A 21,330-nucleotide genomic window follows, 5' to 3' on the forward strand; every position below is an offset into this window, starting at 1 on the left:
ATAGTATTCCATCCAACATTTATATAAATATTATTTCAGTATATTTTCCCATATAAGTCATATATAATAAAGAAAACATTATTTTAATAAAATAGTTTATACACCACATCAGTTATAAATTTATAGGGGTGAATTATATGAGTGACAACAATAATAAAAATAATAACAATTACTATTTTCCTATTTTTGTCGGAATTGGACTTGTACTTGGAATATTATTTGACCAATTAGCACTTGGACTATGTCTCGGTATCGCAATTGGACTTGCTTTAGACAATAAAAAGAATAAATAAAAAGGAGTTACTTGAACTCCCTTTAATCTTTCTTTTTAGTATAATACTCACTTATTAAATCCACATATCTTATAGCTTCTCTAAGTTTAGCTCCAGTAACTATCCTGTATCGCTTAGCAGCCATGATTTTCTCACCTTTTAAAATGAGGTTTTTTAATTCAATGTCTTCTAGTTCTGTTACTAGACCATGAATTCCATCAAACTTTATTGTTTGTTTAACCCATATTGAAGAACTCATTTTTATGCCTAGAAATATTAGTATCATTATATATAGTACTGATAACAAAAGAACTTTTACAATATCATAACTTGGTACACCAAATATGTAATTTGTGAGTACATGCAATCCAATAATTAATATTATCATAAATGCAGTAAACTGCACTGTTCTAAATACTATAAATTTTTTCTCACCTACAGTTTTTTGTTTGTTCCATACTTCTCTTTCTTTCTCTATCTTGTTTTCACTCATAAAATCCCCCTATAGTTATCAAAATTAAAATATGAAAAAGGCTGCCCCAATTATAGCGTATACTGCTAATAGTTGAACTCCTTCAAGCCAGTTTGATTCTCCATCACTTGCTACTCTATTAGCTATAAGTACTGCAACTATGAGTGATATAAGCTCAAACTCATTAAAAACTATATCCATAGGAGTAAATAATAAGCTTAAGAATATAAGTACTGGAGTTACGAATAAAACTATCTGCAGGCTTGATCCTATAGCAATTTCAATAGCTACATCCATCTTATTTTTTATTGCCATCACTATAGCAGTGCTGTGTTCAGCTGCATTTCCTATGATAGGAATAAGAATTATACCAACAAAGAAGGTGCTTAATCCCAAAGCTTCTGTCATTGGTTCCACTGCACTTACTAAAAATTCACTTTCCACAGCTATTAAAACTGTTGCAAATACTAAAACCAAAATAGATTTCTTTAAAGACCACTTAGCTTCTCCTTCTTCTTCATGCTCAACTGCGTAAACATCTTTATGAGTATAAAAATTAAAAAATAAACTGAGTAAATAAATAATAAACATTATTGCAGCAACTACAATACTCAATCCTTCATATTTACTATTTAAAAGTTCTGGACTCACTGTATGAGTGAATATTGCAGGGATAGCAAGTCCAATTACTGCAAATAAAAGCATACTTGAGGATACTTCTACTACCTTTTTATTGAAAGTTTGAGTTTTATACTTTATTCCTCCTGCTAATATACTAGCTCCAAGTACCAAAAGTATATTTCCTATAACAGATCCTGCTATAGAGGCTTTAACCACATCAAATAATCCTTGTTTTAGTGCAAAAAATGATATTATAAGTTCAGTAGCATTACCAAAGGTTGCATTTAAAAATCCTCCAAGCTTAGGACCTGTATATACTGATATTTCCTCAGTTGCCTCTCCCATTAATCCAGCTAAAGGTACAATTGCAAGCGCTGCAAGTAAAAACATTATTGTAGGTGAAAAGTGTAAAAACTCTCCCACTATGCTGATTGGAATAAAAATTAATAAGTATCTTAATATCTTCATAAGTCTTCACCAATATGTAGGGTGTACTAGATAATCCTAGTACATCTTAGATAATAACCTTTCTTTGTTTAAGTATTTTTATAATAATCACAGTTATAATTCCACCAGCTATTGCAGTTATGAATTGAGTAAAGCCCATTGACACTGCAAGTTTTGCTAATATTTTTTCTGGTAAGTTTAATCCAAATAAATACACAAGCTTTGTAGCTGATAAATATAAGAATATAAATTTAATAAATGCCCCTGCTAAAATTCCTATATAAAGACCAAATTTTTTATCTTTTAATAACCCAAATACAACTACATATAAAATATTTCCTATCATTATAAAAGGTATAAAAGGCATCATTGGTGAGGCAAGTTGTCCAACAATTAATGCCATTATAGGTGTTAAAGCTCCTGTTATTCCTCCCCATTTAGTTCCACAGATAAATGCTGTTAACAGAAGTACACTGTTTACTAATGGCCCAACTAAAAATTGGTTTACTTCTGGAACATTTTTTCCTATAAACTGTACCACTATAGCTATTGCTAATAGTATTGCTGCTCTTACGATATTTTTTGTATTTTTATTTTCCACGACATTCCCTCCTTTTAATAAAATTATATACTTATATTATATTATTTTCCATATTAAACAATTAGAAGCCATCAGAATTTAATTCCTAATGGCTTCTTCAAAATATATTCTAAAGGTAGTTCCTTCTCCAACTTCACTTTCTACTTCTATTTTTGCAGAATGCATCTGCAGTATACTTTTAACTACTGTAAGTCCAATCCCATTGCCTTCTGTTTTGTGCCTGCTTTTATCTCCTCTATAAAGCCTTTCAAATATAAAAGGCAAATCCTCCTTATTAATACCTACTCCATCATCCTTAATCTCAACTATACTCTTATTATTCTCCGAGTATAATCTTATAGATATGTTACCTTTTTCCTTAGTGAACTTTATTGCATTTGATATTAAGTTTATAAAAACTTGCTTTAACTTATCAACATCAGCAGAAATACTAAAGTCATTTTTTGATTCTACAAAATAACTAAGTTGTATATTCTTTCTTTTGGAAATCATATAATAATCCTTACATATATCATCTAGTAGTTCTTCTAAATTTATTATTTCAAAGTTGTATCTTATGCTTTCTGATTCAAATTCCTTTAGAGTATCTAGATTATTTAGAAGTTTTCCAAATCTTATAACTTCCTCATTTAGATAACTAAGTCTTTCATCTGTAACTGGAAAAACTCCGTCTATCATTGCTTCTAGATTATTTTGAAGTACATTTAGAGGCGTTCTTATTTCATGGGACATATCAGAAATAAGTTGTTTTCTAAGTTTGTCTTGATTACTAAGTTTTTGAGCTAATACATCAATACTACTTTTTAACTCTTCTAATTCTTTGATATTAGTTTTCATGTTTGATGTACCTTCAAATTCCCCATTAGATAAATTTACAGATCTATCTATAACCTCTTTAATAGGAGATGTAAACTGTTTAGAGAAATACATACTTATACCTATTATTAATATCGTAGCTGATATTCCACTTAAGATGATACTCTTATTTATAGATGACTTAAAGTTGATATCCTCTTCTGTTAATAATACAGAGGAATATTGTCCTATATCTACATATCCAACTATTTGATTATCAACAACTATATCAAATTTTTTAGTTGAATATATTCCATTATTCTCCATCATCATGGAGTTAAACTTTATATCTTTAGGGTCCATGCCCCATACAACATCCTTATTTTTATCATAAAGAGTGATGCAGTAACTTCCCATATAAGCTTCATGAGCTAACTCTTTTCCCGAATTCTCACTCCACTTCCCATCTTTCTTATATACTTCCTGCATGTAATCAACTATTCTTTCATACCGCTTATCTTGTATATCCTGCATGTATTTATTAAACTTATTGTTTATAGTAAGATTAACAAACAGAATTATAAAAAGAATAGCTATAATAGAGCATGCAACAAACAGTATACTTAATCTTCTTCTAATTGATTGCACTAACTATCACCACCAAATTTATAACCTACCTTCATTACAGTTATTATATATTTAGGATTTTTGCTATCTTCCTCTATCTTCTTACGGAGATTTTTAATATGTACATCTATTGTTCTATCATATCCATCAAAATCTAATCCAAACACCTTATCTATAAGTTGTTCTCTTGTTAGTACTTTTCCGTTATTTTTTGCTAATACATATAAGATATCAAACTCATTTGGAGTAACTGATATCCCTTTCCCATCTATCAAGACACGTCTTTCATCATAGCTTATTATGAGTTTACCATCATTAAAGGAAAGTATATCAGCTTTATCTAAAGCTCCTATTCTTCTAAACAATGCATTTACCCTTGCTGTAAGTTCTCTAGGGCTAAAGGGTTTAACTAAGTATTCATCAGCTCCCATATTTAGGCCTTCTATCTTGTTTTCTAATGACCCTTTTGCAGTTAACATGTACAGATATACCTCTGATTTATTGTCTGAAAAACTTCTTATCTTTTCACAAACTTCTTCTCCACTGATATCTGGAAGCATCAAATCTAATATAACAAGTTTGAAATCTATTTTCTTAAACAGTTCAAGGCCCATCAGTCCTCTTGTTTCATGGTACACCTTATACCCCTCTTTTTCTAGATAGGCCTTAATTACCTCTCCAACCTTTTCTTCATCTTCTATTATCAATATGTTGTTCATGTTTCACCTCTAGTTTTATAGATTCCCTTAAATTATATCAAGTTTTTTTAAAGATTATATGAAGAAAACAAAAAAGATGCTGTATGATATCACACAACATCTCTTATCTTATACAAACTTAGCCATCTTTATTATTCTTTCACCAAATGTAATCTTATCATATATCTTTTCGTAATCTAACTTCTCATAGAATTTTGATACCTGTTCATTCTTAGCTAATAGTGAAACACCATTGTACTCCTCCTTCTTAGCGGTTTGTTCAGCATATTTCATAAGAGCTTTACCTATTCCTAAACCTCTTGCTCTAGATGAAGTCGCAATATTAGATACATATAAGTCACCTTTTTTACATTCACGAAATCTTATATAATTAACTCTTTTCATTAAAAAATAGAGCTTATCTCTTAATCCTTCAACCCAATTAATAACTCTAAAATCAGTCCTAATTGTTAGTTTATCTAAATCTTCATAGGGTATCATAACTATTGCACCTAAAACTTCATCATTAAAAGCAGCTACAGTTATATTTTCTTTACTATACCTTGAATCTTCTTCTCTGATTAATTTTTCTAAGTTTTCTAATGTTTCCTCAGGAGTTTCTCCCCCTCAAACGTATTTAGGATCTGGCTCAGTATTGTAAATAAGAGTCGCTATTTTACTAATATCCTTATCTTGTGCCTCTCTAATAATAATATCTTTCATAATAAAACCTCACTTTTTAATCATCTTACTTATATTATAGTAAAGAAGATCCTATTATTAAATTCACTTATATGCTCACATATTAGTACTAAAGCGATGAATTCTACCTCTTCATAAACTTACCAAACCTACAAAAGTACTTTTAATTACTCATATCTTTCCTTCATTGTACTTACTAAGCTTTTCATTTAGCTGTTTTGCTTGAATATTTTCATATTCAATACTTAACTGCAAAAGAGGCCCATCAAACAACTTTCTTGTTTGATGGGCCTCATGTTAATTACTATCAACTATGCTATTGTTTTTCTTCTTCTCTTTTCTCTAACTAATACAACTGTTCCAAGGACTGCTATAATTGCTCCTAATCCTCCCAAAGTATCTAAATCTATTAATGAACCTGTTTTTGGAAGATTTCCTCCTGATGTTTCTCCACCATTATTTCCTGGAGTTTGTGGTTCTTCATTTCCACCTGATATTGGAGGTTGTCCAGCTATTGCATATTCTACTTTAGTAACTGATAATTCTTTACCCTTAGCTTTTAGTTCTTTTAAGCTTTCAACTAGGGCTTCTCTTATTGGAATTCCTGTATCTAATACATTCTTAGCACCAGTAAAGTCATAACCGTCTCCGCCAGTTGCCATAAAGTCATTAGTAACTACAGTATAGTACTTATCCATATCAACCTTAGTTCCGTCCATTAGGTACATTCCTAATATTCTGCTTCCTAAAGGTTTATTTATATCATAATATACCTTTACTCCTGTGAATTGTCCCCATCCTATGGATTCATTTCCTATAGCATTTTCTAAAACTCTTTTTAAATCTGAACCTTTAAGTTCCATTTTTACTAAGGTGTTATCAAATGGCATCAACTCATACATTTTCCCCATAGTGATATTACCTTTTTCGATTAATGGTATTCTAAGTCCACCACCATTTGTTATAGCTATTTGAGTATCAGCTTTTGCTTTCATAACATCTGATGTCCATTGTCCTATTAGTGAAACTCCTGGAACATTTTTATCATGAGTTAAATCTTTATCTGTGCTACCAACAACTTCATCAAGTATAGGTTTTAATTCTTCATTATATTTATCAACAATCCCCTTAACTGTACCATCAACTGCTAAAGTAGCAACTCTTGTATAAAGATCATCTCTAGATGGTGTTACCCCTAAAATTTTATTGTTTGAATCTAAGTTTATAGTTAATCTTGCAAGTGATCTTCCATTATAATAACCTTCAACTATTGGAATGTTATTAACTGTTCCACTTACTTGTAAATGTGTATGTGCAGCTATTATTCCATCTATTCCAACTGCACCTTTAGCTAAATCTGCTGCTTCTCCAGTAATAACTCCAGTTTTTGTATCTTGAGCTGCTCCAAGATGAGTTAGAGCTATTACTACATCAACTTTACCTTCTGGAACTTCACCATTTTTTAGCTTAGCAGCCCACTCATTACCAGCTTTAACTGGATCTCTAAACTCTAAATTTTTAACATTTTCAGGTTTTGTTTTGTATGCTGTTTCTGGTGTAGTAAGTCCAATAAGACCAACTTTTACTCCATCTTTTTCTATTACCTTATAAGGTTTTGCCCAAGTTACAGGTTTTCCTGTAGCTTTGTCATATATATTAGATGCTAAGAAATCAAATTCTCCATCTTTTGCCCATTGATTTATATAATCTAGCCCCCAATCAAATTCATGGTTTCCTACTGATGATGCCTCAATTCCTATAGCCTTAAGCATGTCTGATACTGGCTTACCATATTTAAGATTTGACATAGCACTTCCTTGGTAAATATCCCCTCCAGCAACAACTATTGTGTTAGGGTTTGATGCTCTTACATCATTTATAGCTTGAGCTAATTTAGCTGCTCCAATGTTTTTCCCCTCTTCTTTAAGTGAACCATGGAAATCATTAAAGGATACTACGTCAATATTTTTATATCCTAATCCTTTTAAATCACTAAAGTTTATAGATTTAACATTTGGAGTTCTACCATCTTCTGATGTTGGTAATTTTAATGTACCATCATTTATTAACTTAACTGCTGTAGCTCTTTGTACAGAGTCCCAATTGTTGCCTATTATCTTCCAGTTATTATCTACTTCTGGAGTAATAGTCCCACCTTTTACATCTTTAATATATTGTCCTATTAAGTCTCTTACTCCAACTCCACCTTGTACATCGCTTTCTATAAGCTTTGGAAGTTCTTCTCCTTGTTTAAATACTTCTCCAGCTTTTAGAAGGTGTGAGTTAGCTCTATAATTATTTACTGCAATAATAAATGTTTCATCATCTTTAACAGCTTTTCCTGTATCTGACCAGGTTAGATTTTTAATTCTACTTCCTTCTGGTTGAGATATATCAACATCATATTTAACTCCGCTAAACATATCATAGTTATATGCTCTTACATTTGGATTAAAGGATATTGTTAAATCTCCTTGTTTAAATTGGTTATAGTATTTTGCTGACCATTCCATGTAAGCTTTAAGTTGTTTTCCATTCATTTGAAGTTTATATAAAGTATTATCATATGGATAGATTAATGCTGATCCTGATTTTTGAATATTTCCTTCTTTGATGTTTGCATTAGCATTAAACATTGCAGAAGAAGCTACTTTTGCACCAGTGTAATTCATTTGAACATTATTTATAAGGTCAATCATAGCTGTATCTTGAACTTGAGCGCTAGGAATTCCACTTATCTCATTTGATGGTACTAAGTCTCCACCTTTAAGTGTTCCTATAACCTTTTCTGCATCTGCTTTTGCTCTTTCATGGTACGGCATAAACTTAGTAGATAAATCTGCGTCTGCTTCATAGTTTATAGCTTTTGTAGTTTGATCTTGAACCCATACAAGTTTAGATGTAACATCTTTGGTTTTATCTTCAACTACATATTTATTATCTTTTTTAACAAGTTTTATATTCATTTGAGCTAAAGTTGCTGCTCCATTTTTGTTTTCGGTAGTTAAAATATTATTATGGAATGCTTGATTCATTGCTTTGTGTTCATGTGCTGCAACTATTGCAGTTAAATCAGGGCAAGCATTTGCTAAATCTATAGCTCCTGACCCTTGTTCATCATATTCATTACTTTCTGACATATGAACTACTGCAATTATTATATCAGCTTTTTCTTTAAGCTCTGGTATTAATTTTTTTGCTTCATCAACAGGATTTGTTACTACATAATCTTTTAAATTAGCAGCATCCCATCTTACAATATTCGGAGTAACCATTCCTAATATTGCTACTTTAACTGTATCGCCATCTAATCCTGGTCTTACAACAATTTTGTAAGGTTCTGCAAGTCTTGTTACACCATCTTTTTCGTATACATTTGCACATAAAGCTGTTGTCTTTGAATTTAATTCAGAAGTAATCTTTTTAAGAGTAGGAACTCCATAATTAAATTCATGATTACCATAACTCCAAGTATCATATCCCATTTCATTCATTCCAAGAATCATTGGATGAATAGGATCGTTTAAGAATAATTGAGATGAGTTACCTTGTATAGTATCTCCAGCATCAACTAAAATAGAATTAGGATTATTAGTTCTAAGTCCTTTAAGTATTGTCTGAAGTTGTGCCATACTACCTGTCTTATCCTCTTTGTTAGTTGCATAATCCCATGTAAAAAACTTCCCATGTAGATCACTTGTAGCTAATAATTCTACATTTATGGAATCGCTACCAGTTTCCGCAAAGGCCTTAAGTGTCGGTGTTGCTAAGTTAAAACCAATAAACAAAGCAACCAGTGAAGAAATAAGCTTTTTTGATTTAAAAAATTTAAACAAAATGTTTCCCCCTTCTTTTTTAGACTCTCAAGTATAGTTTAATTCAGTTTAAAGGAAAATGTTGTTAATATTATGTTAATTTTTAACACATTTGTAATCTTAATGTTAAATGTATTTTCTATATTTTATGTAAAGTTAAAAGATGCTGCAAACCAATTAAATATAAGTTTACAACATCTTTCCCTAAAGTTTGTTTAATTATTTTCTTTTTAATATTTCTTTTGCAATTTCATCTTTAACATCAGTCATAAATTTAATTCCAGTCTCTTTTTCCGTTTCTCTATTAGCTGAGAATATATCATCTCTTGAAATATCACTTACATTGAACTTTCTTACACCAGCCATAAGCTGTTTCAATCCTGCTGAAAGTTTATCTGCTAAAGTCCATACAGCTATAGCTCCAAGTGGAATATTTCTCATTTCCTCTTCCCCTATTTTTTTCTTTACATCGTAGTAACCTGCGAATATTTTTTCAGGAGTACCTCCAAATTCATCTAAAATATGTTTAGGCATCGAATTCCAATTACCATTTATCTCATCTTTTCTATCTGGATATAAAACACCCTCTATATTTGCTCCTAGGAAGGCTGGTATCATTAATCCTCTTCCCATACAAACTAATTTAGTAAATGGAGCACCTAATGCTAATGCTTTAAATATTTGATCTTCTTTAGCAAGTCCACCTGCAAATGCCATATCTACTACATCATAACCCAAATCTTCTAATATCTTTCCATATTCATAAGCTTTGGCATGAAGATTTATTGATGGTACACCCCATGACTCCATCATGTTCCATGGACTCATTCCTGTGCCTCCCCCAGAACCATCGATTGTAAGCAAATCAAGTTTAGCCTCTGTTGCAAACTTTATAGCCATAGCCAATGCTTCCATTCCGTAAGAGCCTGTCTTTAAAGTAATCCTCTTATAACCTAAACTTCTTAAGCCGTCTATAGCCTTCATAAACTCTTCTCTTACTTCATCAACGCTATTTAAGTCTGTATATCCTAGTCTACTGTGTCTTGCAAAAGCTTTTATCGCACCAGCTTTAAAGGCTTCTTGAACTTCTTTTATACTTGGGTCAGGATCTACAATATATCCTCTATCTTTTAAGAACAACGCATATTCTAAAGAATTGACCTGGATTTCTCCACCTATATTTTTTGCACCTTGTCCCCATTTTAATTCTATAATTACATTATCTCCATATTTATTTATTACGTATTCCGCTACACCATTTCTAGTATCTTCAACATTCATTTGAATAATTATAGCACCATATCCATCATAATATTTTAAATATTCTTCAATTCTTCTATCTAATTCTGGAGCCTTAACTATCTTTCCGCCTTCTATAACGGCATTTTTATCTACTCCTACTACATTTTCTCCAACTACTATAGGAAAACCAACTAAAGCTGCTCCAACAGCAAAAGATCTCCAATATTTTTGAGCAATAAATGTTGACCCTAATGCCCCTGTCATAATAGGAATTCTTGATTTTGTTTTATGTGTTTTTCCAAACTCAGTTTCTAAACTAACATTAGGGAATATACAATCATCTGCATTATTAGTCAGATTTACTGCAAGTCCACTTGCTCCATAATTATATCCTTGAATTCTAATATTACTATAACTGACACCAATATGATTTATATTAGAGCTTCCTGCAGTAACTTTTCCAAAATCTCTTGGATACAGTATTTTTCTTCCTTTCATACTTGCCATCCAATTTTCACATTTTCCATTACAGTCTGCTCTACATAGAGTGCATAGCCCCGATTCTGCTGGATTTCCTCTGTTAACGGTTCCTAAAACGTCGTTGTTTTTTTGATACTGTAACATTAAGTTTCCTCCTTCAAAATATACACTAAGTATTTAATTTATATATTAATGCCATTATTTATGGCCATTAAACAAAACTTAAAAACCAAATCCTAATCAGCTAACACATTTAAAATTATCAACAATTAATTGATATATTTGTATTATATCATTAATTTTGTTAATATTCTTCAATAAAATAAACATTTTTCTTTATGATTTGTTATTTTCCATTTTATAAATCATATATCTTTATAGTGCAATGCTGATTTAGAAGATAAGTTAAGATATATGCTAACTTCTGAAGTTAAACTTCCCTAACACTATTTTATCTATTTTACTAATCATAATTTTGGTGATAGTATTTCCATATAAGTGGAAACCTATTTTTATAGGTTTTTTATTATATTTTAAGGAGAGATGTATTAATGAAGGCTGGTAATGTGCTATTACGGCAGGAAGTTTTTTCATCAGATGCCTTTGAACTTATAAAATGGTTAGAGGATTCAGATGTAACTCAATATCTAAATGAAGATCAGAATGTGGGTAATAGCATTAGACAAGTCATGAGCAGGGTGAACCTGCCTATTTTAACTCATTTATTTAGTCAGAATGGAAGTTTCTTTATTTTAACTATAGGAAATGATTCTCCCATTGGCTTCCTTAAACTTATTCCTAAAGGAAAAGTTGTTGAAATGGTTATTGTGATAGGAGAAAAAGAAAAGTGGGGTATGGGTCTTGGTACAAATGCAATTTTCCAAGGATTAAAACATTCATTTTTTCATTGGAGGGCAGATAAAGTTATTGCAAAAATCAAATATAAAAATCATCGTTCCATGAATGTTTTTAAGAATATAGGGTTTAAAAAAGAGAAAGATTTTAATGTTGAAGCTCAATATTCAATATCAATAGATGACTTTTTAAATATTGCTGCTTAAATATAAAAAGATGTATCATAAAAAACATTTCAGTTTTGTGATACATCTTTTTAACGTTTGTTATTTTTTATCATCTATTTCTTGAATGACAAATTTATCAAAATCAATATCTTCTATGAAATTATGTTCATTAAATATTGTTTTGCTTCTTTGATTATATTGATCTAAATTTATAGGCAACCAGTAAGGTTTTGAGATATCAAATTTATCACATAACTGAATTAAGCATTGCTTTAAATTCTCTTGATAAGTCCCATCTATATCTGAAAAAACAACATCATCTTTGATTATCTTGCCATTTTTCATTATTCTTCCCCAGATTTTTAACATATTCTATAGTTATCCTCCACTTTGTTGTATATATTTTTATATTGTGTATATTTTTATTGAATTATAACTTAATACTATATTATTATCAATACTATAAGACTTACATAAAGATATTTTAATAAGTTAATATTAATCTTATATCTGTTTTTAGGAGTAAAGAAATGAACTATATAATAATAGACTTAGAATTTAATCAAGCTCTTAACACTTCAGGAAATGAAATCAATTATAAATTGCCTTTTGAAATTATTCAAATAGGTTTAATTAAATTAGATGGCCACTTAAATACTGTATCTACCATGAATTCACTTATTAAACCAGAAATATACAAAGCCTTAAATCCATATGTGGAAAAGTTAACAGGTATATCAATGAATAACTTATCCTCTTCAAAATCCTTTAAAGAAGTTTTTAACGATTTAACTAAACTTTTTGATGGTGAAAGCGTACTATGTGTTTGGGGATTATCTGATATAAAAGAACTTTATAGAAATACGCTTTATCATGGTTTAGATGTATCTCTACTTCCTAAACTATATATAAACGTCCAAAGACAGACCTCAAATAAACTTAACTTAAAAAAAGGAATGAATATAGGCTTAAGTTCTGCAACTGAAATATTTGATATTCCTACTAGCAATAATTTTCATGATGCATTTTATGATGCTTTATATACAGCAGAAATCTTTAAAAAAATCAATTCATCTAATTCTGCTGAAGGCTCTTCTTCAAGCTTAAATAAACTTATTTCACCTTATTCTTATAATAACTCTAGAAATACTGAGCCTAAAACTAAACTTGATAAAGATAGCTTATTTAATCAATTTGAAAAGATGTATTCAAGAGAGCTTACTTATGAAGAAAAATCCATGATAGAATTAGCCTATAAAATGGGGAAAACAAATCAGTTTCAAATATCAACTACTAAACAGAAAAACTGAGATTAACTTCAATAATCTCAGTTTTAAATATTCTATACTTAATTATTTTTAACGAATCTTTCAATTCTTTTTAAAGACTCTATTATATTATCCATAGATGATGCATAGCAAGCTCTTATAAAACCTTCACCACAATCCCCAAATGCATTTCCTGGAACTACTAATACCTTTTCTTGAATAAGAAGTTTTTCACAGAATTCATCTGATGACATTCCAGTTGATTTTATACTTGGAAACACATAAAAAGCTCCTAAAGGTTCAAAACAATCTAATCCAATCTTTCTAAATCCATCTACTAAAACTCTTCTACGTCTATTGTATTCCTTAACCATATTACTAACACTACTATCAGAATTTTTTAATGCCTCGATAGCTGCATATTGAGCAACTGTTGGTGAACACATTATTGCATACTGATGTATCTTCTTCATAGCTTCAATTAATATAGGATGACCACAAACATATCCAAGTCTCCAGCCTGTCATGGCATAAGCCTTTGAAAACCCATTTATAACTAGAGTTTTGTCTCTCATTTCTGGGAAAGATGCTATTGAGACATGCTCCTCTCCATAAGAAAGCTCTGCATATATTTCATCAGATATTACTATTACATCTTTATTTTTTAAAACTTCAACTATTCCTGCAAGTTCTTCTCTTGTCATTATTGCACCTGTAGGATTATTCGGAAATGGAACTATAACAACCTTTGTTTTTGGAGTTATAGCTTCCTCTAACATCTGAGGAGTTAATTTAAACTCATCTTCAGCTCTTAAATTTAAAACCTTAGGTGTTGCTCCAGTAAAAGCAGTACAGCCCTTATAAGCTACAAAACTTGGTTCTGGAATTATAACTTCATCTCCTGGTCCAACTAAAGCTCTTAATGCTATATCAATTCCTTCACTTCCACCTACAGTAACTATTATCTCATCATCCGGATTGTATTTTAAATTAAATCTTCTATTTAAATAACCTGAAATTTCATGTCTAAGTTCAACAAATCCTGCATTAGAAGAATAATGTGTATGTCCTTGCTCTAAGGAATAAATACCAGCTTCTCTAACATTCCAAGGAGTTACAAAGTCAGGCTCCCCTACTCCAAGTGAAATAACATCCTTCATCTCATTTATCATATCAAAGTATTTTCTTATGCCTGATGGAGGCATATTTTTAACATTATCCAATATCATATTTTCTAAAATCATATAAATATAGCCTCCCTATCATCTATTTGCTTTTCTTTAAATATTGTTCCATGATCTTTATATTTTTTAAGAACAAAGTGTGTAGCTGTACTTAAAACATATTCTTGAACTGCAAGTTTTTCAGATACAAACATAGCAACGTCCTTCATTGTTTTTCCTTCAACTATTACTGTTAAATCAAAGCCTCCAGACATTAAATAGCATGCTTTAACTTCTAAAAACTTATATATTCTTTCTGCTACTTTATCAAAGCCTTCACCTCTTTGAGGAGTTACTTTTACTTCAATTAATGCAGTCACAGTTTCTTTTCCTGTATTTTCCCAATTTACTAAAGTAGTATATCCAGCTATTATACTTCTTTCCTCATAATCTTTTATGGCATCTCTTACTTCATCTACAGTTTTCCCCGCCATAACAGCTATTTGCTCATCTGTATACCTACTATTTTTTTCTAAAATCTCTAAAATTTCATCCATTTTAAAAATGCCCCCTATTTCTCTATTTTTTAAATAAAAAAGTCGTCAAGGCGATTATGAGCCGTCGACTTTTTTTGCACATCTGCCTGTAGAGACTTCTTCACAAGTCTCATCTAATCCTTCACGCATCTGCCTTTCCAAACGCATGTGAGGAAAATCTGCACCTACAAACATTCATTTATCTAATCCTTACAGGCGCTAAATTCTTGTTTTTTATTCTTTAGAAGTAACATTAACATCTAGTAATAAATTAATCTCATAGAGTCATCCACAATTTTTAGTTTCATTATCATTTCTAAAGAATAAAAAAAGTCCTCATCCCAATAAAGGGACGAAGACTCTACTCCGCGGTACCACCCTAATAAGCAATAAATTGCTCACTCAGTTAGAATACTTTTAATATTCTATCCTCTATAACGTGAGGTCGACGTTGACATCTAATTTAAGAATAATTCTTAAGTTCTCAATGTAAGATTCAAAGACTGCTTCCATAAAGACTCCTTACTAAAGTTCCACCATTCTTTAGCTCTCTTAAAAGTTTTCCACATGTACTCTTTCTCATCATCATCTTTAACTATATTTATATATTATAAACTTAAATATCAAAACATTTCAACAGTTTTGTATAATAATTAATAATTTAAGTTTTTTTCAAAGCTTTTGCTGATAAAATACTATTTTTTCTTTATAGTATTATTAGTATATCTTTTATATTAGTTGAGATCTAAAATTAACTATATCCCTTTTCTAACTCTTTTCTCAATAAACTTTGCAACCGCATCATCATTATTACTTTCTATTACTGCGGTAGCCATAGCTTTTAAAACATCATTAGCATTATTTACTGCATAACTTTCATCTGATATTTTAAACATAGGAATATCATTTAAGTTATCTCCAAAACAAATTACTCTATCTGTTTTTACATACTTTGATAAAAATTTTATTCCATTAGCTTTGGATGCTTTAGAACTATAGGCATCTAAATAGTACCAGCCTTTTCTATATATCTCCTCATAATAATCAACTGTTATTCCTTCTAGTTTTGAAAGCTCAGCATATATATTTTCTATAACTTCAAGTTTATCATAAGCTATAAAATTTATTATTTTTGAATTCTTAGTAGATTCAATATACTCATCTACCTTAAGAAAAGTTTTATAAGGACTGTTGCATCTTTCTTTATAAAAATCCTTTTCTACTTCATAAACAAATTCTTTATAATATACATAAAGCTCATCATCATTAATTCCATAAACTAAAGGACTTTTGTTGTTTTTCTTAAAAACCTTCAGTATATCTTGAACTAAGGACCTTTCAACTGATTCTATATTTATATATCTTTTTTCATTAATATCATATATTATAACCCCATTCATAAGAATTACGGGTAATTTAATACTTAAATCTTTAAGAATATCTATTACTGTAGCAGGCGTTCTAGCTGTAGCTACTGTAAAATTAATTCCTTCATTAATTAAATTATTTAACACTTTTTTAGAATAAACTGATATTTCTTTATTACTATTTAGCAAAGTACCATCAAGATCTGATATGAATAATTCCACCTAATCAACTCCAATTATTTTAATCTTTGTATATAAGATTATTTTATTACACTTATATTTATTAAGTTCTATAGCTTCATTATTATATCATAAAATAGTTGCAATTTTAAAATACAGCATGTCCATTTGATACTCTATCTTTAAAACACATAAAAATTCTCTACCTTATACTTTTATATAAGATAGAGAATTCGTAAACATTCAGTTCATCCTCTTTAAAATATTAATTAATAAGAAAGCTATAGCTGATAAAGAAGCGGCCATAAACAGTGTTATGTTTGCACTAAAATATCTTGTTATTGCTCCTGCACAAGTTGGTATTAAAAGTGAAGAGAGTCCTGTAAAAATACTTAATGCATATAGTTGTCCTGTTGATTTCATCTTATCATTAGTTAATTCAAATATTAAATTTTTTGATGAAATCAATAATAACGGTGTTGTAAGAACTTGAAATAAACTTAATACAATAATTCCTATTACACTACTGCTAAATCCAAATAATAAAAACTGAACTGTTAATGCAATTGCTGAAATCTTTAATAAAGAATAGTGATTAAACTTTCTTAAAAGATATCCTCCAAATAAGTATGTTGGAATCTCAATAATAGATTGAATAGACCACTTGTAACCTATCTGTGAGTCCGTAGCTCCTAAAACAAGCATTTTATCTACAACTGCGCTATTATTTGTTACAATAACACAATACATCAAGAAAAGAATAAATACTAATAAGTTATACTTTTTATCAAGTATCAACTCCTTTATATCATCTAGTCCTGCTTTTTCTATATCTTTACCATTCCCTTGTACATCTTTTATAAAATACATTAATCCTAACGAGATAATACATAATATCAAAATCCCATTACTCAAACCAATATACCCAAATCTGTAAATAACTATTGGTAATATAATACTTCCTATTGCCCATCCTATAGATCCAAATGCCTTTATAAATGATAGACGGCTTCTTAAGTATTCAGTATTTCCAAGTATCCATGTATCACTTAGCCCACAACAAGTATTAATAAGTCCTCCACTAATTGCAATAGCAATCATATGAAAGATGAAGTTCTGTACTTCCTTTGTATAAAACATATAGGATGATACTGAATATATTAATAAAGCAGCTATCATAAACTTTTTCACTGTTTGATATTTATCTGATAAAAAGCCAAATAACAATTGTAGTACTATAGTCATCAATGCAAAAGATGATAACAACATACCTCTTTGCATTGAGTCATATCCTAACTTTGATAAAAATGGTGTGAATTGCGTCATAGCAAATGAAAAAGCTATATAGGTTAATACATATAATACTGTATATAAATATTTTTGTTTTCTATCTTCCACCTTATTAACTCCCTAAATCTAATATATATATATTACAATCTTATTTAATTCTATATTCAATTACAGAGCTTTTTCCTCCATACACTTCTTGTCCAATTGCACATTTATCTATATCATATTTTTCACTTTCTATAATAATCACTGGCGTTACTAAGCTCATTCCTTTAGATTCAATAAATGCTCTATCAATTTTAATAAGAGGTGTTCCTTCTTTAACTTTATCATCTACATTTACAAGCAAAGTGAAACCCTCACCTTTTAATTCAACCGTCTCAAGTCCAACATGAATTAATATTTCCACTCCATTATTAAGCTGCATTCCAACTGCATGTTTTGAATTCACAATTGTTGCAATAGTTCCATCTGCTGGTGCATAAACTATATCCCCTATTGAATCAATTGCAATACCATCCCCTATCATCTTTGAAGAAAATACTTCATCCTTTACTTCCTCTAAAGGAATGCATTTACCTGATATAGGGGCTTTAATTATCTCACTAAGACTTGCTTTCTTGAAAAACTTAAACATAAATTACTCCTTTTCTCATATCTGCATTTAAATATTTAAGCCATTGATGAGTGTCTCCATTTCATAGAATTTTCTCATCAATGACTCATGTTATTTTCGTATATTATTTTAATGTTGGCCAGAATTCTTTATTTGCTTCAATTAAATCATCTAAAATTAATTTTGCAACTTTAGCGCTTGGTACTGTTTTTGACATTGTAATTGCCTGCCATAGTTTTTGATAAGATCCTTCAATCCAAGCTTCTACAGTTAACTTTTCAGAAGCAACTTGTTGCTCCATTAAGCCTTTTTGGAAAGTTGGAATTTCACCCATAACTAATGGCTCATAACCATCTTTTCCTACTATACAAGGAATTTCAACCATTGCGGTTCTATCAAAGTTTTCTATTGCACCTTTATTCTCAACTATTAATAACATTCTTTCTTTAGTGTTATAAGCAAGTGCCTTAGCAAGATCGATTATATAAGTTGAATGTTCACTTGACTTTATTCCGCAACCTTCTGAAGTCCCATCTTTTATAATCTTATTACAAGTCTCAAATATTTGCATTTCTCTACGATCCATAACTTCATTTGCTCTTGTATAATCTTTGTTTGAATGAGCAACAGTATCATCAGCCATTAAATAATACTTTAAATAAGTATTTGGTAATGTTTCTGGTTCTATTTCTAAAAGCTCTTTAGCTGCTCTCATTGCTTCAAGCCAGCTTTCTTCTTTATGTTGACCTGCTGGTATATCTTCTGTATAACCTCTAAGTCTCACATGCTCTTTTATCTTTTCCATTAAATCATTTCCATCTTTATCTTTTATACTTGTCCACCATCCAAAATGATTTAGCCCATAATATCTAACTTCCATATCTTTTCTTGAATTAAGCTTTAGTACTCTTGCCATTATTTCTTCAAGACAAACTGGCATGTCACATATATTAATTATTCTTGAATTAGGTCTTAATCTTCTAGTTGCTTCTGCTACAATTGCTGCTGGGTTTGAATAGTTTAGTAGCCAAGCATTTGGTGAGTACTTTTCCATATAATCTATTAATTCAATGACTGGCCCTATTGATCTCATTCCATAAGCAATTCCACCTGGTCCACAAGTTTCTTGACCTACTACATCGTATTTTAATGGAATCTTTTCATCTTGTTCACGCATTGCATACTTTCCAACTCTTAGCTGAGCCATAACAAAATCTACATCTGTAAATGCTTCTTCTGGATCTGTTGTATATAAGAATTCAACTTCTGGTTCCTTTTCTGCTATTATTATTTTACAAGCTTCAGCTAAAGTTTCCTGTCTTTCTTTATCATTATCATATAACTTGATTTTTCTTACAGGAAATTCCTCCATATTTTCTAACAACGTCATTACGATTCCTGGTGTGTACGTACTTCCGCCTCCTGCGATAAGTACTGAATTCTTCTTTTTCATCTTACTACCTTCCTTCATTATAATAATTTAATCAAACTAACTTTTTCAAATATTTTCTTTATAATAAATTTTCAAATTCTTCTCTAACTATTGGTACAGATAACCCAACTATTACTTGAATTGCATCTCCATTTTTCACAAGTCCATGAGCACCAGCTTCTTTAAACACTGTATCTGAAGCTATCTTAGTACTATCTTTTACAGTGATCCTTAATCTAGTTGCACAGTTAGTAACATCTTGAATATTCTCTTTTCCACCTAATGCAGCTAAGAATAATTCAGCTTTCACAGTATTTTTATTCTTTTTAGTTACTTCTGTTGCAGAAACCTGCTCTTTCATTTCTTTATATTCTTTCTTAGTATATAATTTAGAATCTTCATCATCGCTTTCACGACCTGGTGTTTTTAAATTAAATTTCTCAATTAAGAACTTAAATATGAAATACCATATTGCGGAGAATATTAATCCTATTATTACTTGTGCTAAGTAAGTGTTGAAATGATATTTGCCTAGAGGTATCCAGTTTAAAGCAAACCAGTTAATAAGTCCTCCACCAAAATCTCCAACAACTCCAAACATAAATGCTACTGTAGATACAGTTGCAGCTAAAAGTGAGTGAACTACAAACAATCCTGGTGCTATAAATAAGAATGTAAATTCTATTGGTTCTGTAATACCTGTTAATATTGCTGTTAATGCAACTGGAACCATTAACCCTGCAACTACCTTTCTCTTTCCTGGTTTTGCAGTTTTATAGAAAGCTAAAGAAATACCTATTGAACCAAATACCTTAGACATACCTGATAAAGAGAATCCAACAGGATACATTTCCTTTAATGATCTTGCTGATGTAGCAAATTCACTTAAATGGGTTGGCCAATATACCGCAGTACCTCCTTGAACAATTGCATTATCATATACAAATGGTGAATAAACAAAATGATGTAATCCTGTAGGAATTAATATTCTTTCTAAGAAAGAATATACCCATACCCCAAAGCTTCCTGCCGATACGAAGAAACCTTGCATTGAACGCATTCCTACTTGAACTTGTGGCCATACAAGCGCAAATAATACTGCAAGTGGAATCATAACAAAGAATCCTATCATAACAACTAATGATGAGCCTCTAAATATACCTAACATTTCCGGCAATTCTTTATCAAAATATTTATCGTGAATGTAAATTACTATTCCTGATATAATAAGTGCGCCTATCATTCCTGTATCCAATGTTTTAATACCTGCTATCATAGTAAGCCCACTTGAACTTCCTACAGCAGCTTCCATATCAACCCCAAAGTTTGGTCCCCAATATTTTAATATTGCTGATAAGAAATAATTAAAAGTTAAATATGTTACTACAGCTTCTAAACATGCTCTTGCATTTTGTTTTTTAGCTAGAGCAACTGGTAATCCGATTACAAATAATAACGGCAATTGCATAAATACTGTCCATGCTCCAGAAGCAGCAACATCCCAACATTTGTACCACATACCTGAAGGGTCCGCTAAACTTCCCATAACTTCCTGATTCATAAATAAGATTGAGAACCCTACAGCTATACCTGCAAATGCAAATAATAGTGTTGGAGTAAACATTGCTCCACCGAAACGTTGAATTTTTTTCATCATAATAAACCTAAACCTCCCCTATTCATT

The 21,330-nt window shown here is 30.4% G+C and carries 19 protein-coding genes and 1 other annotated feature; of the genes, 3 read left to right on the forward strand and 16 right to left on the reverse strand.

Features of this window, described 5'->3' with window-relative positions:
• Positions 1-137 precede the first annotated feature (137 nt).
• Positions 138-293, forward strand: a complete 156-nt coding sequence (locus L1S49_RS16445; RefSeq protein WP_175550874.1) for a hypothetical protein — start codon at positions 138-140, stop codon at positions 291-293.
• A 22-nt stretch (positions 294-315) separates the two neighbouring features.
• On the opposite strand, the gene L1S49_RS16450 is transcribed toward L1S49_RS16445, so the two are convergent.
• From L1S49_RS16450 to L1S49_RS16485, 8 genes are all read right to left on the reverse strand, one after another.
• Complete coding sequence (locus L1S49_RS16450) at positions 316-765, reverse strand: hypothetical protein (protein WP_238906469.1); 450 nt, start codon at positions 763-765, stop codon at positions 316-318.
• Positions 766-789: 24 nt separating this feature from the next.
• Positions 790-1,833 (reverse strand): calcium/proton exchanger, encoded by a 1,044-nt coding sequence (gene cax / locus L1S49_RS16455; RefSeq protein ID WP_073018516.1) that lies wholly within the window; start codon positions 1,831-1,833, stop codon positions 790-792.
• A 46-nt stretch (positions 1,834-1,879) separates the two neighbouring features.
• Positions 1,880-2,413, reverse strand: a complete 534-nt coding sequence (locus tag L1S49_RS16460; RefSeq protein WP_238906471.1) for an ECF transporter S component — start codon at positions 2,411-2,413, stop codon at positions 1,880-1,882.
• A 78-nt stretch (positions 2,414-2,491) separates the two neighbouring features.
• Entirely contained in the window at positions 2,492-3,856 is a 1,365-nt protein-coding gene (locus tag L1S49_RS16465) for an ATP-binding protein (RefSeq protein ID WP_238906473.1), read from the reverse strand.
• Positions 3,856-4,554: a response regulator transcription factor gene (locus L1S49_RS16470; protein ID WP_238906475.1), complete on the reverse strand. Its 699-nt coding sequence runs from the start codon at positions 4,552-4,554 to the stop codon at positions 3,856-3,858. Before L1S49_RS16470 ends, L1S49_RS16465 begins: the two co-directional genes overlap by 1 nt.
• Positions 4,555-4,662: 108 nt before the next feature.
• Positions 4,663-5,115: a GNAT family N-acetyltransferase gene (locus L1S49_RS16475; RefSeq protein ID WP_238906518.1), complete on the reverse strand. Its 453-nt coding sequence runs from the start codon at positions 5,113-5,115 to the stop codon at positions 4,663-4,665.
• Between the two features lie 431 nt (positions 5,116-5,546).
• The gene (locus L1S49_RS16480; protein WP_238906477.1) at positions 5,547-9,071 is read right to left on the reverse strand and encodes a 5'-nucleotidase C-terminal domain-containing protein; all 3,525 of its coding nucleotides are present in this window, start codon (positions 9,069-9,071) and stop codon (positions 5,547-5,549) included.
• A gap of 198 nt (positions 9,072-9,269) precedes the next feature.
• On the reverse strand, positions 9,270-10,916 hold the full coding sequence (locus L1S49_RS16485) for a glutamate synthase-related protein (RefSeq protein WP_238906479.1): 1,647 nt from the start codon (positions 10,914-10,916) through the stop codon (positions 9,270-9,272).
• A gap of 407 nt (positions 10,917-11,323) precedes the next feature.
• On the opposite strand from L1S49_RS16485, the gene L1S49_RS16490 reads away from it, so the two are divergent.
• Positions 11,324-11,833 (forward strand): GNAT family protein, encoded by a 510-nt coding sequence (locus L1S49_RS16490; RefSeq protein WP_238906481.1) that lies wholly within the window; start codon positions 11,324-11,326, stop codon positions 11,831-11,833.
• Positions 11,834-11,893: 60 nt separating this feature from the next.
• On the opposite strand, the gene L1S49_RS16495 is transcribed toward L1S49_RS16490, so the two are convergent.
• The gene (locus L1S49_RS16495) at positions 11,894-12,163 is read right to left on the reverse strand and encodes a hypothetical protein (RefSeq protein ID WP_073018489.1); all 270 of its coding nucleotides are present in this window, start codon (positions 12,161-12,163) and stop codon (positions 11,894-11,896) included.
• Between the two features lie 161 nt (positions 12,164-12,324).
• On the opposite strand from L1S49_RS16495, the gene L1S49_RS16500 reads away from it, so the two are divergent.
• Positions 12,325-13,104 (forward strand): 3'-5' exonuclease, encoded by a 780-nt coding sequence (locus L1S49_RS16500; RefSeq protein ID WP_238906483.1) that lies wholly within the window; start codon positions 12,325-12,327, stop codon positions 13,102-13,104.
• A 38-nt stretch (positions 13,105-13,142) separates the two neighbouring features.
• On the opposite strand, the gene L1S49_RS16505 is transcribed toward L1S49_RS16500, so the two are convergent.
• The 7 genes from L1S49_RS16505 to L1S49_RS16535 form a co-directional block, all read right to left on the reverse strand.
• The gene (locus L1S49_RS16505; protein WP_238906485.1) at positions 13,143-14,306 is read right to left on the reverse strand and encodes an aminotransferase class I/II-fold pyridoxal phosphate-dependent enzyme; all 1,164 of its coding nucleotides are present in this window, start codon (positions 14,304-14,306) and stop codon (positions 13,143-13,145) included.
• Entirely contained in the window at positions 14,303-14,782 is a 480-nt protein-coding gene (locus tag L1S49_RS16510) for an Lrp/AsnC family transcriptional regulator (protein WP_238906487.1), read from the reverse strand. The genes L1S49_RS16505 and L1S49_RS16510 overlap by 4 nt, the downstream gene beginning before the upstream one ends.
• A 324-nt stretch (positions 14,783-15,106) precedes the next feature.
• Positions 15,107-15,356: a binding site (T-box leader), on the reverse strand.
• A gap of 160 nt (positions 15,357-15,516) precedes the next feature.
• Positions 15,517-16,350: an HAD family hydrolase gene (locus L1S49_RS16515; protein ID WP_238906489.1), complete on the reverse strand. Its 834-nt coding sequence runs from the start codon at positions 16,348-16,350 to the stop codon at positions 15,517-15,519.
• Positions 16,351-16,551: 201 nt separating this feature from the next.
• Positions 16,552-17,706 carry an MFS transporter gene (locus L1S49_RS16520; protein ID WP_238906491.1) on the reverse strand — a complete coding sequence of 385 codons (1,155 nt, stop codon included), beginning with the start codon at positions 17,704-17,706 and terminating at the stop codon, positions 16,552-16,554.
• A gap of 40 nt (positions 17,707-17,746) precedes the next feature.
• Positions 17,747-18,235, reverse strand: a complete 489-nt coding sequence (locus L1S49_RS16525; RefSeq protein ID WP_238906493.1) for a PTS glucose transporter subunit IIA — start codon at positions 18,233-18,235, stop codon at positions 17,747-17,749.
• 103 nt (positions 18,236-18,338) lie between these two features.
• Entirely contained in the window at positions 18,339-19,667 is a 1,329-nt protein-coding gene (locus tag L1S49_RS16530; protein ID WP_238906495.1) for a 6-phospho-alpha-glucosidase, read from the reverse strand.
• A gap of 58 nt (positions 19,668-19,725) precedes the next feature.
• Positions 19,726-21,303, reverse strand: a complete 1,578-nt coding sequence (locus L1S49_RS16535; protein ID WP_238906497.1) for an alpha-glucoside-specific PTS transporter subunit IIBC — start codon at positions 21,301-21,303, stop codon at positions 19,726-19,728.
• Positions 21,304-21,330: the final 27 nt, after the last annotated feature.

This window comes from Clostridium sp. YIM B02506 (assembly GCF_022324845.1).
Taxonomy (GTDB): Bacteria; Bacillota; Clostridia; order Clostridiales; family Clostridiaceae; genus Clostridium_T; species Clostridium_T intestinale.